The organism is Ornithinimicrobium avium, from assembly GCF_003351765.1.
GTDB lineage: Bacteria > Actinomycetota > Actinomycetes > Actinomycetales > Dermatophilaceae > Ornithinicoccus > Ornithinicoccus avius.
The window spans coordinates 644861-658020 of sequence record NZ_CP031229.1 but is presented as its reverse complement, the minus strand read 5'-3'; the positions used below and the strand labels follow the sequence as shown (position 1 = coordinate 658020).

General features: G+C 72.4%; 14 protein-coding genes. 7 read left to right on the top strand and 7 right to left on the bottom strand.

All coding sequences use genetic code 11. The annotated features are described in order from the left end of the window. The first annotated feature begins 1 nt into the window (after window position 1). Both gcvP and DV701_RS03090 read left to right on the top strand, forming a co-directional pair. Entirely contained in the window at window positions 2-2887 is a 2886-nt protein-coding gene (gcvP, locus tag DV701_RS03095; RefSeq protein ID WP_114927026.1) for an aminomethyl-transferring glycine dehydrogenase, read from the top strand. Between the two features lie 118 nt (window positions 2888-3005). Beyond that, window positions 3006-4559 carry a glutamate--cysteine ligase family protein gene (locus DV701_RS03090; RefSeq protein ID WP_202863616.1) on the top strand — a complete coding sequence of 518 codons (1554 nt, stop codon included), beginning with the start codon at window positions 3006-3008 and terminating at the stop codon, window positions 4557-4559. A gap of 46 nt (window positions 4560-4605) precedes the next feature. Here the strand turns inward: DV701_RS03090 and DV701_RS03085 are convergent, their stop codons facing one another. Then, complete coding sequence (locus DV701_RS03085; RefSeq protein WP_114927025.1) at window positions 4606-5253, bottom strand: histidine phosphatase family protein; 648 nt, start codon at window positions 5251-5253, stop codon at window positions 4606-4608. 18 nt (window positions 5254-5271) lie between these two features. Here DV701_RS03085 and DV701_RS03080 point away from each other — a divergent pair, with 18 nt between their 5' ends. Continuing rightward, the gene (locus DV701_RS03080) at window positions 5272-5694 is read left to right on the top strand and encodes an OsmC family protein (protein WP_114927024.1); all 423 of its coding nucleotides are present in this window, start codon (window positions 5272-5274) and stop codon (window positions 5692-5694) included. Here the strand turns inward: DV701_RS03080 and DV701_RS03075 are convergent. Then, entirely contained in the window at window positions 5679-6362 is a 684-nt protein-coding gene (locus DV701_RS03075; RefSeq protein ID WP_114927023.1) for a DUF421 domain-containing protein, read from the bottom strand. The genes DV701_RS03080 and DV701_RS03075 overlap by 16 nt on opposite strands. A gap of 83 nt (window positions 6363-6445) precedes the next feature. Here DV701_RS03075 and DV701_RS03070 point away from each other — a divergent pair, with 83 nt between their 5' ends. From DV701_RS03070 to DV701_RS03060, 3 genes are read left to right on the top strand one after another with little or no spacing between them, the layout of a single operon-like run. After that, window positions 6446-7465, top strand: a complete 1020-nt coding sequence (locus DV701_RS03070) for a GNAT family N-acetyltransferase (RefSeq protein ID WP_162802763.1) — start codon at window positions 6446-6448, stop codon at window positions 7463-7465. A gap of 9 nt (window positions 7466-7474) precedes the next feature. Further along, entirely contained in the window at window positions 7475-8290 is an 816-nt protein-coding gene (locus tag DV701_RS03065) for an alpha/beta fold hydrolase (RefSeq protein ID WP_114927021.1), read from the top strand. 43 nt (window positions 8291-8333) lie between these two features. Next, window positions 8334-8954, top strand: coding sequence for an L-threonylcarbamoyladenylate synthase (locus tag DV701_RS03060; RefSeq protein ID WP_114927020.1), 621 nt, complete (start codon window positions 8334-8336; stop codon window positions 8952-8954). 9 nt (window positions 8955-8963) lie between these two features. On the opposite strand, the gene DV701_RS03055 is transcribed toward DV701_RS03060, so the two are convergent. The 4 genes from DV701_RS03055 to DV701_RS03040 all read right to left on the bottom strand — a co-directional run bounded on the left by DV701_RS03055 (window position 8964) and on the right by DV701_RS03040 (window position 11471). Further along, complete coding sequence (locus DV701_RS03055) at window positions 8964-9311, bottom strand: hypothetical protein (RefSeq protein WP_114927019.1); 348 nt, start codon at window positions 9309-9311, stop codon at window positions 8964-8966. 84 nt (window positions 9312-9395) lie between these two features. Then, window positions 9396-10538, bottom strand: coding sequence for a methyltransferase domain-containing protein (locus DV701_RS03050; protein WP_114927018.1), 1143 nt, complete (start codon window positions 10536-10538; stop codon window positions 9396-9398). Window positions 10539-10557: 19 nt separating this feature from the next. Further along, window positions 10558-11076, bottom strand: coding sequence for a DoxX family protein (locus DV701_RS03045; RefSeq protein ID WP_114927017.1), 519 nt, complete (start codon window positions 11074-11076; stop codon window positions 10558-10560). Beyond that, window positions 11073-11471 carry an HIT family protein gene (locus DV701_RS03040; protein ID WP_114927016.1) on the bottom strand — a complete coding sequence of 133 codons (399 nt, stop codon included), beginning with the start codon at window positions 11469-11471 and terminating at the stop codon, window positions 11073-11075. Before DV701_RS03040 ends, DV701_RS03045 begins: the two co-directional genes overlap by 4 nt. 111 nt (window positions 11472-11582) lie before the next feature. On the opposite strand from DV701_RS03040, the gene DV701_RS03035 reads away from it, so the two are divergent. Next, complete coding sequence (locus tag DV701_RS03035; RefSeq protein WP_114927015.1) at window positions 11583-12641, top strand: lipoate--protein ligase family protein; 1059 nt, start codon at window positions 11583-11585, stop codon at window positions 12639-12641. A gap of 25 nt (window positions 12642-12666) precedes the next feature. On the opposite strand, the gene DV701_RS03030 is transcribed toward DV701_RS03035, so the two are convergent. Beyond that, window positions 12667-13092, bottom strand: coding sequence for a hypothetical protein (locus DV701_RS03030; protein ID WP_114927014.1), 426 nt, complete (start codon window positions 13090-13092; stop codon window positions 12667-12669). Between the last annotated feature and the right edge of the window lie 68 nt (window positions 13093-13160).

The window sequence follows — 13160 nt, the reverse complement described above, 5'->3', positions numbered from 1 at the left end:
GATGAGCACCTCTCCCGCCTCCCACCCCTCCCAGTCGGACTTCACCGCGCGCCACATCGGTCCGCGCGAGTCCGACGTCGACCGCATGCTCGAGACGGTCGGCTACGACAGCCTCGAGGCCCTGCTCGACGCCGCGGTCCCGGCCGACATCCGCACCGACCGGCCGCTGGACATCGAGGCCGCGCCGAGCGAGCAGGCGGTCATCGCCGAGCTGCGCGAGCTCGCCTCCCGCAACCAGGTCCTGACCTCGATGATCGGTCTAGGCTACTACGGCACCCAGGTGCCGCCGGTCGTCAAGCGCAACATCCTGGAGAACCCGGCCTGGTACACCGCCTACACCCCGTACCAGCCGGAGATCTCCCAGGGCCGCCTCGAGGCGCTCCTCAACTTCCAGACGATGGTCGCCGACCTCACCGGCCTGGACATCGCCAACGCCTCGCTGCTGGACGAGAGCACCGCGGCCGCGGAGGCGATGGCCCTCATGCGCCGCAACAGCAAGGTGTCCCAGGACGCCGTCATCGTCGTCGACGAGCACCTGCTCCCCCAGACCCTCGGGGTGGTCACCACCCGCGCGACCCCGCTGGACATCGAGGTCGTCTCCGCCGACCTGGAGCAGGTCACCGACGCCGCCGGCCTGCGCGCGGTGGCCGGCGACCGCGAGGTCTTCGGCGTGCTGGTCCAGTACCCCGGCGCCGACGGACAGATCCGGGACTGGAAGGCCCTGGCCGACGCCGCCCACGAGGCGGGCGCGCTGCTGACCGTGGCGGCCGACCTCCTCGCCCTGACGCTCATCGCGCCCCCCGGCGCGTGGGGCGCGGACGTCGCGGTGGGCACCACCCAGCGCTTCGGCGTGCCGACGGGCTTCGGTGGCCCGCACGCCGGCTACATCAGCATCCGCAAGGGCCTGGAGCGCACCCTGCCCGGCCGTCTGGTCGGCGTCAGCAAGGACGAGGACGGCGCACCGGCCTACCGGCTGGCGCTGCAGACCCGTGAGCAGCACATCCGTCGCGAGAAGGCGACCTCCAACATCACCACCGCCCAGGTGCTCCTCGCCGTCATGGCCGGCATGTATGCCGTGTGGCACGGGCCCGAAGGTCTGCGCCGCATCGCGCTGGAGGTCCACGCCAAGGCGCGCGCCCTCGCCGACGCCCTCACCGGCGGCGGTCTCGAGCTCGCCGGCGAGCACTGGTTCGACACGCTGCAGGTCAAGACCCCCGGGCGGGCCGCCGAGGTCGTCGCGGCCGCGCTGGAGCGGGGCATCAACCTGTGGCAGGCCGACGCGGACACCGTGCTGCTGTCCACCGACGAGCTGACAACCCTGGCCGACCTGCAGGCCGTCGCCGAGGCGTTCGGCGTGCCGGCCCCCTCGGAGGTCCCGACGGTGGAGTCGCCGGACTTCGGCGGCCTGGGCCGCACCGAGGACCAGCCCTACCTGACCCACCCGGTGTTCAACACCTACCGCAGCGAGACCGCGATGCTGCGCTACATCCGCACCCTGTCCGACAAGGACTTCGCGCTGGACCGGGGCATGATCCCGCTGGGCTCCTGCACCATGAAGCTCAACTCCACCACGGAGATGGAGTCCATCACCTGGCCGGAGTTCTCCACCCTGCACCCGTTCGCGCCCCGGGACCAGACGGAGGGGTCGCGGGCGCTCATCGAGCAGCTGGCCGGGTGGCTGTGCGAGATCACCGGCTACGACGAGGTCTCCCTGCAGCCCAACTCCGGCGCGAACGGCGAGTTCGCCGGCCTTCTGGCGATCCGTCGTTACCACGAGGCCAACGGTCACGGTGAGCGCAACATCTGCCTCATCCCGGCCAGCGCCCACGGCACCAACGCCGCCAGCGCCGTCATGGCCGGGCTGAAGGTGGTCGTCGTCAGGAGCACCTCCAACGGTGAGATCGACCTGGACGACCTGGCCGCCAAGGTCGAGCAGCACGGCGAGAACCTCGCCGCGATCATGGTGACCTACCCCTCGACCCACGGTGTCTACGAGGCGCAGATCACCCGTCTGTGCGAGATGGTGCACGACGCCGGCGGTCAGGTCTACCTGGACGGCGCCAACCTCAACGCGCTGATGGGCATCGCCAAGCCCGGCAAGTTCGGCAGCGACGTGTCGCACCTGAACCTGCACAAGACCTTCACCATCCCGCACGGTGGCGGGGGTCCGGGCGTCGGCCCGATCGGCGTGCGCTCGCACCTGGCGCCGTACCTGCCCGGCCACCCGGTCGTCACCGACGCCGGCCCGGAGACCAGCCCCGGCCCGGTGGCCGGCGCGCCGTTCGGCTCGGCGAGCATCCTGCCGATCCCGTGGGCCTACATCCGGCTGGTGGGCGGGGAGGGTCTGACCCGCTCCTCGCAGGTCGCCGTGCTCAGCGCCAACTACATCGCCAGGCGGCTGGACGAGCACTTCCCGGTGCTCTACACCGGTGCCAACAACCTGGTCGCGCACGAGTGCATCCTGGACCTGCGCGGCCTGACCAAGGACACCGGCGTGACCGTCGACGACGTCGCCAAGCGGCTCGTCGACTACGGCTTCCACGCCCCGACGATGTCCTTCCCGGTGGCGGGCACCCTGATGGTGGAGCCCACCGAGAGCGAGGACCTCGGCGAGCTGGACCGCTTCATCGACGCGATGATCGCGATCCGCGCGGAGATGGACGAGGCCTCCGGCGCCGTCGACGGAAGCGTGCTGCGCAACGCGCCGCACACGGCCCTGTCGATCGCGGGGGAGTGGAACCACCCCTACGACCGGATGCAGGCCGTCTACCCGCCCGGCGTCGACCCGGCCCGCAAGTACTGGGCACCGGTGCGCCGCATCGACGGCGTCTACGGTGACCGCAACCTGGTCACCACCTGCCCGCCGGTGGAGCCCGCCGAGGGCTGATCCGCCCGCCCTCGCCGCGGCCCCCGCGGACCGGTCCAGGAGGCTCTGGACGGTCCGTCGGGGGCCTTCGGCGCCCCACCTCTCGCCACAACCGCCCCGGGTGTGTTTGGATCGGTCCATGGGCCAAGAGGTCAGCCACAGTGAATTCACCAGGGAGCACCGTCTCGCGTTCCGGCAGAAGGTGCTCGAGGACCTCGACGTGTTCGAACGCATGCTCGAAGGGAGCCGCTTCGACTTCACCCGACCACAGATGGGTCTGGAGATCGAGCTGAACCTCGTCGACCTGCAGACCCTCGGTCCGGCGATGGTCAACGGCGAGGTGCTCGCCGCGATCGAGGAGGACGACTTCCAGAACGAGGTCGGGCAGTACAACATCGAGCTCAACGTCCCGCCCCGCCCGATGGCCGGCGACCAGGCCGTGCGCGTGGAGCGGTGGCTCTCCTCCTCCTTGCGCCGGGCCGGCGACGCAGCGCGCGCGCACGGCGCACGGGTCGCCTCGATCGGCATCATGCCGACGCTGCAGCCGGAGCTGTTCGAGAAGCCCTGGTTGTCCGACGGCGTGCGCTACCAGGCGTTGGAGGACGCCCTCCTGCGCGAGCGCGGCGAGGGTTTCGAGCTCGACATCGAAGGACCCACGGGGGAGCGGGTGAACAGCTACCACGACGGCATCGGCCCGCTGTCCGGATGCACCTCGGTCCAGCTCCACCAGCAGGTCACCCCGCAGGACTTCCCGGTCTACTGGAACGCCGCTTCGATCATCTCCAGCCTCCAGGTGGCGATGGGGGCCAACTCGCCCTACCTCTTCGGCCGGCGGCTGTGGGCCGAGACCCGCATCCCGTTGTTCGCGCAGATGGTGGACACCCGCTCGGTCGAGCTGAAGCACCAGGGGGTGCGTCCGCGCGCCTACTTCGGCCGGCACTGGATCACCTCGATCTTCGACCTGTTCGAGGAGAACGTCCGCTCCTTCCCGGCCCTGCTGCCGGAGGTGTCGGAGGAGGACGCCGTCGCGCTGCTCGACTCCGGGGCCGTCCCACGCCTGTCCAACCTGAAGCTGCACAACGGCACGGTGTGGCGGTGGAACCGGCCGATCTACGACACCAGCCAGGGCGTGCCGCACCTGCGCGTGGAGAACCGCGTGCTGCCGGCGGGGCCGACCGTGGTCGACATGGTCGCCAACGCCTGCTTCTACTACGGGTTGCTGGAGGCGGCCGCCTCCAGCGGGCGACCGATCTGGACCAAGATGCCGTTCAGCACCGCCGAGGAGAACTTCGACGACGCGGCCCGGCACGGCATCGCCAGCGTGCACAGCTGGCCGGGCCTGGGCCGGATCCCGGTGGTCGACCTCGTCGCCGACCACCTGCTCGACGTGGCCGACGACGGCCTCGCGGCCCTCGGGCTGCGCCGAGAGGTGCGCACGCACTTCCTGTCGGTCATCGAGGGCCGGTGCCGCACCCGTACCAACGGCGCCAGCTGGCAGGTGGCCGCGACCGAAGCCTTCGAGGGGGCGGGCCACTCCCGTCCGGACGCCCTGCGCGAGATGTTCCGGCTCTACCTGGACCACTCCGAGGACAACCAGCCGGTCCACACCTGGGAGGTGCCGCAGGTGGCCCCGCTCGAGGGCGGGGACGACGAGGAGGCCGGCCGGCGGACCGACGCGCAGGTGGACGCCTGAGGACAGGCGCCCGACCGGGGAGATGTGGTCGCACGGGACCGGAAGGTCAGCGCCGTCGGTTCCATGCCTCGACCACCGGGTCCTCGTGGTGGTGGCCGAGCACCCCCACCGACCCGACCGCGAAGGTGAGGTGCCGTGCGAAGCGGGGCGCCTGGCGCAGGTAGACCGCCGTCAGGATGCGGAGTGCGTGCCCGTGGCCCACGAGGCACACGTTGCCCTCGAAGAGGAGCGGCCTCACGCGCTGCAGCACCCGACTGCCTCGTGCGGCAACCTCCTCCACCGTCTCGCCGGGCGTCGCGCCGGGAATCACCCCATGCTCGAAGACCGTCCAGTGGTATCCCAGCTCGGCCCGGATGTTGGCCGTCGACCTGCCCTCGTAGCCGCCGTAGTCCCACTCGACCAGGTCCGGGTCCAGCTCATCGACGTGCAGCCCCGCCAGCTCCGCGGTCCGCCGGGCGCGCTCCAGGGGAGAGCAGCGCACGTGGACGAACTCCATACCCTCCAGGGCACGGACGATGTCACCGGCGGCCGACTCTCCCTCGGGCAGCAGCGGCAGGTCGGTCAGCCCGGTGTGCCGACCGGTGCGGGACCACTCGGTCTCGCCGTGGCGTACCAGCACCAGGCGCCCCTCCGGGACGGCCGGTCCGGACAGCGGCGGACGGCGCGCGGCCTCGGCAGCATCGGTGTCGGTCATGACTGGCACACTACGGCCATGGCTAAGGACGAGACCAGATCGGTGAGCATCGAGCGCACCGGGCAGACCCGGTACGTGGCGACCAACGCCCGCGGCGGCACGCTGCCCTTCGGCTCCGGGCAGTCGCAGGAGTTCACCCCGGTGGAGCTGCTGCTGGCGGCCGTGGCCGGGTGCTCGGCGATCGACGTCGACGTGCTCACCTCCCGGCTGGCCGAGCCGGAGCGCTTCACGATGACGGCCGCCGCCGAGAAGGTGCGGGACGAGCAGGGCAACCACCTGGGTCCGGTCACGGTGACCGTTTCCGTGACCTTCCCGGAGGGGCAGGACGGCGACGCCGCGCGCGAGCGGCTGCCCGGTGCGGTGGCGATGTCCAGGGACCGGCTGTGCACCGTCTCGCGCACCGTGGCGCTGCCCACGCCCGTCTCCTACGAGGTGCCCTGAGCCTCGCCGCTGTCAGGGGCCTCCGGCGTCGGCACCCGGCCGCTGCCGCCGCTGGGACCGCCGTGCTCGTCCGCGCTCAGCGGGGCGGTGCGCAGCTCGCCGGCCTCCCTCAGCTGTTCCAGGACGGTGTGGGCGCCCCGGACCCCGGTCAGCGCGCTGGGATGGATCGGCTGACCGGTGCGCAGCACCGAGATCCTGCCCCTGGGCTCCAGCACCGCGAGAGCGACCTGGGAGGGGTGGCTCACGCCCGCCTGGCGCAGCGCGCTCCACAGCACCGGCATGGTGAGGCCGTAGGTGCGCATGGTGTCGGCCCGGACCTTTCCGCCGACCGCGAGCACGACACCGCGCGCCGAGGGGGTCTGCGGCCGCCGCAGCTTGGGGATGGGCAGGCGTCGCAGGAACCGGAAGAACAGTTCCAGGGCGGCCAGGGTCCCCAGCGCGATCAGCCCTCCGGCCAGCGTCGGTATGTGGCCGATGGTGGAACGCCCGACGATGGCCCCCAGCACGGTGGCGACCGCGAGGTCCACGCTGCGCGGGCTGGAGTAGAGCCGCTGGCCCCACAGCCGCAGCAGCCCGCCGAAGGCGAAGTAGAGGACGACGGTGCTGATCACAACGGCGACCGCGCCTCCCCGCGTGATGCCGAGGTAGTAGCTGAGGTCCAGGTCCATGGCGCACCATGATGGCACCGTCCCCGGGACGCGCCAGCGATAACCGGTGGCGGGCAGGCTGCGACCGGCAGCAGACTTGGGTCATGACGCAGCAGACGACGGACGAGACCTCCGCGACGCCCCGGGGCACGGTCTACAGGTGGACCCCCCTGACCGAGGCGGACGTGCCCGCCTGGGCGAACCTGGTCAACCACCTCGCGGAGGTGGACGGGACCGAGGAGTTCTACCGGGAGGACGACCTGCGCGAGGAACTCACCTTCGCCGGCTTCGACCCGGCGCGCGACTCGCTGACCGCCAGGGACGAGGGGCAGATCGTCGGCTTCGCGCAGGTGACCGTGCCGACCACCCCGGACAACGAGGGGAACGGGCGCGGCTACGTCTCCGGAGGGGTGCGCGCGGACCATCGAGGGCGGGGCATCGGCCGCGAGCTGATGGACCGGATGGAGCCGCGCGCCGAGCAGCTGGTGCGCGAGCGGCACCCCGGCAGGGACGCCTACCTGCGGGCCGGGGGCGGGCTGGAAGGGTCGTCCGCCTCGCGGATGCTCCGCGCCCGCGGCTACCGGGTGGTGCGCTACTACGACGAGCTGGCCCGCCCGCTCCGCGGCGGCATCCAGGTGCCCGAGCCGCCGGGGGTGGAGCTCCTCTCGCCCACGGCCCAGCACGAGCAGGCAGCGCGGACGGCGCACAACGACGCCTTCCGGGACCACTGGGGCTCCGGTCCCCAGTCGGCAGAGACGTGGCACGACCACTGGACGGCCCGATCCGGGCGCCCGGAGGTCTCGACCCTGGCGGTGACACCGCAGGGCGAGGTGCTCTCCTACGTGCTGTGCACGGAGTGGGTCGACCGTCAGCTCTACGTCGACCTCGTGGGCACGGTGCGCGCAGCCCGCGGCCGGGGCCTGGCCCGTGCCGCGCTGCTGCGCACCGTCGACCTGGCCGGCCGCTCGGGCGCCTACGACGTCATCGAGCTGGGCGTGGACTCCGAGAACCCGTCCGGGGCGACGCGTCTGTACGAGGGGGTCGGCTTCGTGCCCAAGCTGCGGACCACCGCGATGCAGCGGGACCTGAGGTCCTCGAAGGACGCGGGGGACGGGGCCCTCTAGGCTCGGGGCGTGACACCTGACGTCAGCCGCCCGGACCGGACCCTGCACAGCACGCTGGTCGGCGACCACGGACCTGTCGTGGTCTTCCTGCACGGGCTGTTCGGCCGCGGCCGCAACTTCGGCGCCACCGTGCGGGCCATGCAGCCGCACCTGCGCGCCCTGCTCGTCGACCTGCCCAACCACGGAGCCTCGCCGTGGACGGACCCCGTGGACTACGGCCAGATGGCGCACGCCGTCGCCGAGCACCTGCGTGCGGGCGTCGCCGCAGAGGGACCCGTCCACCTCGTCGGGCACTCGATGGGCGGCAAGACGGCCATGGCGCTCGCCCTGGCGGAGCCCGACCTGGTCGACCACCTCGTCGTGGTGGACGTCAGCCCGGCCGGCTCTGGCGGGGGAGAGGAGTTCGAGCACCTGCTGGGCGCGCTCTCGCGGATCGACCTGGCCACCCTCGCCAGCCTCGGGGACGCCGACCGGCAGCTCTCGCGCGAGGTGCCCCAGCCCTCGCTGCGCGGCTTCCTCCTGCAGAACCTGCGGCGGGACGGCTCCGGCCGGCTGGCGTGGCAGGCCAACCTCGACGTGCTGCGCCGGGACCTGGCGGTCGTCACCGGCGACGTCCCGCACGCCGACGGCGCACGCTTCGACGGGCCGGTCCTGTGGGTGGCCGGCAGCGAGTCCGACTACATCACCGACGAGGACGAGCCGCTGATGCGCAGGCTCTTCCCCAGGACCCGGCGGGTCACGGTCAAGGACGCCAACCACTGGGTCCACTCCCGGCAGCCGCAGGTCTTCGCCGACGTGGTGCTGCGGTTCCTCGACGCCCCCTGAGATCGCGGGCGCACCGCGGGGCCCGCGGCATACAGTGTCGTCCATGGCGCGCTTCGTGGACATCCACCCGCACGACCCGCAGCCGCGGCTGGTCGACCAGGTCGTCCGGTCGCTGCGCGAGGGCGGGGTGGTCGCCTTCCCCACGGACGCCTGCTACACGCTGGGGGCGCAGCTGGGGGACCCGCACGCCAAGCAGCGCATCCACGACATCCGGCACCTGGACGAGCGCCACCACTTCACGCTGATGTGCGCTGACTTCGCCCAGCTCGGCCAGCTGGTGCAGATGGACAACCGCGTCTTCCGCGCCGTGCGCGCCGCGACGCCGGGGCGCTACACCTTCATCCTCCCCGCGACCAAGGAGGTGCCGCGCCGCGTGCTCCACCCCCGCAAGCGCACGATCGGGGTGCGGATCCCGGACCACCGGGTGGCCCACGCGATCGTCGAGGCGATGGGGGAGCCGCTGCTGACCAGCACCCTGCTGCTGCCTGGGCACGACGAGCCGCTCGCGCTGGGGTGGGAGGTCAAGGAGGCTCTCGACCACCTCGTGGACATCGTGGTGGAGGGCGACCAGAGCGGGCAGGAGCCCACGACGGTCGTGGACCTGTCCGAGGGCTACGCCGAAGTGCTCCGCGTCGGCTCGGGCGACCCCGAGCCGTTCAGCTGAGCGGGCGGGTCAGCCGCCGGCCTGCCAGTCGAGCCGGCCGGCCTCCTCGCCCAGCTCCCCGGCCGTCAGCTCGCCGACCTTGCCCTGGATGTAGTCGCGGCGCTCGACGGTCGGCGCGGTCACCACGAGGCGCAGACCCTCGCCGCCCTGCTCGTCCCCGCCCTCGACGACACGGATGCGCACCGAGCCGCCCTCGCGGAAGGGGATGGTGTAGCCGTCCTGCTCGCGCAGCGAGCCGCGGTGCAGGTTGGCCTGCTCCATCAGCCGCTCGAGCACGCCCTGCGGGTCGGGGACCTCCAACGACGCGTTGCTGAGCTCCTGCGCACCCTCGGGGACGCTGGGAAAGATGTTGCCCATCGATCAACTTCCTTGTCGTGGTGGTCGGGACCGGCTCCATCATGTCAGAGCGGCCCGGCCCTGTCGGCCTCGGCCCACGCCGGCTCAGCGGCGGACGAGCTCGACCAGCACCTCGTGGTGGTGGGTCTGGGGGAACATGTCGAAGAGCCGGGCCCGTCGCACCCGCAGGGACGGCATCGCGGCCAGGTCCGTGGCGAGGGTGCGCGCGTTGCACGAGGAGTAGAGGACGCGTCGCACCCCTGAGCTCTCCAGCCGGCCGGCGAGCGGTCCGACGCCCCGGCGGGGCGGGTTGACCACGACCAGGTCCGGGGTCGGACCCTCCTGCAGGTATGCCGTCGCGTCCCCGACCTCGAAGCGCACCACCGCGGGGTCCAGAGCCAGCTCCTGGGCGCTGGTCCGCGCGCTGCTCACCGCCTCCGGCGCGCTCTCGACCCCGAGCACGTCGCGGTCCGGCCCGGCCAGGTGCAGGGCGAAGCCGCCGACGCCGCAGTAGAGGTCGAGGACCGACCCCGGGCCGCCCCCGGCACGCTCGTCCTGGGCGGCCCAGTCGCGAGCCTGAGCGTAGAGACCGGCCGCGACGTGGGTGTTGGTCTGGAAGAAGCTCTGCGGTCGCAGGTGCAGCCGGATGTCGTTGACGCGCATCGGCAGGCTGTCCGCCTGCGTCAGGACGGTCTCCTCGGGGCCCTCGAGCACCGCCTTGTGCTCGGGCTGGAGGTTGACCGAGACGACACGCGTCGTGGGCAGAGCGGCCCGCACCTGCGGCAGCAGCTCGCGGACCCGGCGCAGCTGACCCGGGGAACGCAGGACGAACCGGACCATGAGCTCACCGTCGGGGGAGAGGGTGAGCAGGAGATGCTTGAGCTCACCCTGTCGGGCGGGCACGTCGTAGGGGGTGAGGCCGGACGTCGCGAGCAGGTCGGCCAGGGAGAGCACCGCGGCGTGCAGACCGGGCTCGTAGAGCCCGCACCGGCGCAGGTCCACGCCGCGGCCCCCCGCGTCGAGGATCCCGACGGTGGGCGACCCCTTGGAGCCACCGACGACGAGCTTGGCCTTGTTGCGGAAGGCCACCTCGGGACCGTGGTACGGCTCGGACCACGCCGTCGCCGGGACCCGCGCGCCGAGCAGACCGGCGACGGTCGCCTGCTTGCCGGCCAGCTGCTGCTCGGGCGGGACGCCCATGAGCGCGCAGGAACGGCATACCCCCGCGTCGAAGTAGTCGCACCGCACCGCTGGGACCTCCCTGCGTTCAGGGCCGACCGGCGGTGCGCATCGCGTCGAGGGACCAACGGCCCGCGCCGGTGAAGACGAGCGGCAGGCTCAGCCCGACGTGGAGCAGGAGCGCCTCGCCGGTGAGGGCGCCCTGGGGCGTCAACGGCGAGTAGCCCAGGCTCAGCGGCACCGTGAGCAGCCACAGAACGGCCGTCATCGCGGCGGTGAAGAAGGCGGCCGGGCGGGTGAACAGGCCGACGGCGAGCAGGACCGGCAGGGCGACCTGGGCGAGCATGAGGATCCAGGCGAAGAACTCGGGGCTCTGCGCGCCGAGCGGATGGTCGCCGACCCGCCGGATCAGCCCGGGCATGTCCGCAGCCCCGTGCAGGCCGTGCGCGACCAGCGGGAGCGACCCCAGGCGCAGGAGCAGCAGGCCGAAGTCCAGACCGTGGCTGTGCGCCTCCAGCTCGCCCGGGTCAGGGTCGCCCCACTCGTCGTAGACGTCCCGGTGGTAGTCCGTGCGCGGCTCGTCCTCGCGCCCGTCCACCTCGCTCATCCGGACGCGAGCGCCGCGCGGAGCAGCTCGGCGTCGGCGGCGAGGTCCTCGGGGGAGCGGTCGGTGGTCCTCGTCATGTCGAAGTCCTCGGGACCGCTGACGGGGAAGACGTGCACGTGGGCGTGCGGGACCTCGAACCCCTGGATGATCAGCCCGGCCCGGACGCCGGCGAAGACCTCCACCTGGGCGCGGCCGATCACGGCGGCCACGTTCATCAGGTGCGCCAGGGTCGAGGGGTCCAGGTCGGTCCACAGGTCGACCTCGGCACGCGTCACCACCAGCGCGTGGCCGCGGGTCAGCGGCGCGATGTCGAGGAAGGCCGCGCAGACCTCGTCGGACCACACCACCTCGCCGGGGATCTCGCCCTCGATGATCTTGGTGAACAGCGTCGCCATGGGGGCAGCCTACGGCGGCGACCGGCTCCGCGCGGGCAGGTCCGCCCGCGAGCCGGTCGGGTCGGACCGGCACACTGGTGGCAGGCAGGACCCGAGGGAGAGGAGCGCGGCGTGCGTGGAGAGTACAAGGTGCGCGGAGGCAAGCTGGTCTCCGTCGACGTCGAGACCGACGGCGAGGTCATCACCTCCGCCCGTGTGTTCGGGGACTTCTTCCTCGAGCCCGACGACGCCCTGGAGGACATCGACGCCGCCCTCGTGGGGCAGGCGGTGGGCACCAGCGCCGCCGACCTGGCCGCGGCGGTCACCCGGCGGCTGGAGGGACGGACGGTCCCGGTGCGCCTCATCGGCTTCGACGCCCGGGCGGTCGCCGTCGCCGTGCGCCGCGCCCTGGGTCGGGCGACCAGCTGGGACGACCTGACCTTCGACGTCATACCGCCGGTCGTGCTGCCGCCCGTGATGCACGTGGCGCTGGACGAGGTGCTCCCGCACGAGGTGGCCTCCGGCGCCCGGCGCCCCCTGCTGCGGATCTGGGACTGGGACTCCCCGCTGGTGGTCATCGGCTCCTTCCAGTCGGTGCGCAACGAGATCGACCCCGAGGGCGCCGCCCGGCACGGCATCGGCGTGGTGCGCCGGATCACCGGCGGCGGAGCGATGTTCATGGAGGCCGGCAACTGCATCACCTACTCGTTGGTGGTGCCCAGCTCGCTGGTCGAGGGGCTCTCCTTCGAGGACGCCTACGCCTACCTCGACGACTGGGTGATGGGCGCGCTGGCCGAGATCGGGGTGCGCGCACGCTACGTGCCGCTCAACGACATCGCCTCCGAGGAGGGCAAGATCGGCGGGGCCGCCCAGCGCCGCTTCGCCGACGGCGTGGTGCTGCACCACGTCACGATGGCCTACGACATCGACGCGGAGAAGATGGGGGAGGTGCTGCGCATCGGCAAGGAGAAGCTCTCCGACAAGGGCACCCGCAGCGCCGCCAAGCGCGTGGACCCGATGCGCTCGCAGACCGGGATGAGCCGCGGGGCGATCATCGAGGTCTTCCTCGACCACTTCCGCGGGCGCTACGCCACGGTGGACTCGACCTACACCGACGCCGAGCTCGCCGCGGCCCGGGAGCTCGTGGCGACGAAGTTCGGCACGCCGGAGTGGACCGGGCGCGTGCCCTGAGCAGGCGCCCGGTCCACCGGGGGGCTCAGCCGCAGTCGACGCTCGAGGCAGCCTGGATGTAGGTGCCCACCATCTGGAACGGGAGCTCGGAGCCGGCGCCGAAGTACTCCAGACCCTTGCCGTTGGCACCGTTCGGGTTCATCCGACCGGTGCCCTTGGGGTCCCCGATCGTCATCTTCTCGAAGATCTTGAGGCCGACCGGCAGGCCCTCCGCCCGCAGCGCCGCGTAGCCGGCCTCGCGCGCGGCGTCGCATCCGGTGACGTACCCGGCCTCCAGCGTGGCACCGTCCTCGGCCGAGACGACGAACCAGTTGGGTGAAGCGGGTGCGTTGAGGTTGTACATCGGGATGAAGCAGTGGTGGGCGAGCGCGGGGCCGGCGCCCATCGCGAGGGCGGCGAGCGCTGCGGTGCCGGCCAGCGCCGCGCGGCGCACCAAGGTGGGTCGGGTCATGACGTCCTCCTGCTGATGGTCCCCGAGCGGGTCCGGGACCGGACCTCTGGGTGCCAGCCAACCGGGTC

Excerpts from the sequence above, each read along its gene's own strand:
- DV701_RS03040 (WP_114927016.1), bottom strand. The coding sequence starts at position 11,471 with ATGGCGACGCTGTTCACCAAGATCATCGAGGGCGAGATCCCCGGCGAG.
- DV701_RS03075 (WP_114927023.1), bottom strand. The coding sequence starts at position 6,362 with ATGGACCTGGACCTCAGCTACTACCTCGGCATCACGCGGGGAGGCGCG.
- DV701_RS03060 (WP_114927020.1), top strand. The coding sequence starts at position 8,334 with ATGGCGCGCTTCGTGGACATCCACCCGCACGACCCGCAGCCGCGGCTG.
- DV701_RS03045 (WP_114927017.1), bottom strand. The coding sequence starts at position 11,076 with ATGAGCGAGGTGGACGGGCGCGAGGACGAGCCGCGCACGGACTACCAC.
- DV701_RS03070 (WP_162802763.1), top strand. The coding sequence starts at position 6,446 with ATGACGCAGCAGACGACGGACGAGACCTCCGCGACGCCCCGGGGCACG.
- DV701_RS03080 (WP_114927024.1), top strand. The coding sequence starts at position 5,272 with ATGGCTAAGGACGAGACCAGATCGGTGAGCATCGAGCGCACCGGGCAG.
- DV701_RS03090 (WP_202863616.1), top strand. The coding sequence starts at position 3,006 with ATGGGCCAAGAGGTCAGCCACAGTGAATTCACCAGGGAGCACCGTCTC.
- DV701_RS03055 (WP_114927019.1), bottom strand. The coding sequence starts at position 9,311 with ATGGGCAACATCTTTCCCAGCGTCCCCGAGGGTGCGCAGGAGCTCAGC.
- gcvP (WP_114927026.1), top strand. The coding sequence starts at position 2 with ATGAGCACCTCTCCCGCCTCCCACCCCTCCCAGTCGGACTTCACCGCG.
- DV701_RS03085 (WP_114927025.1), bottom strand. The coding sequence starts at position 5,253 with ATGACCGACACCGATGCTGCCGAGGCCGCGCGCCGTCCGCCGCTGTCC.
- DV701_RS03030 (WP_114927014.1), bottom strand. The coding sequence starts at position 13,092 with ATGACCCGACCCACCTTGGTGCGCCGCGCGGCGCTGGCCGGCACCGCA.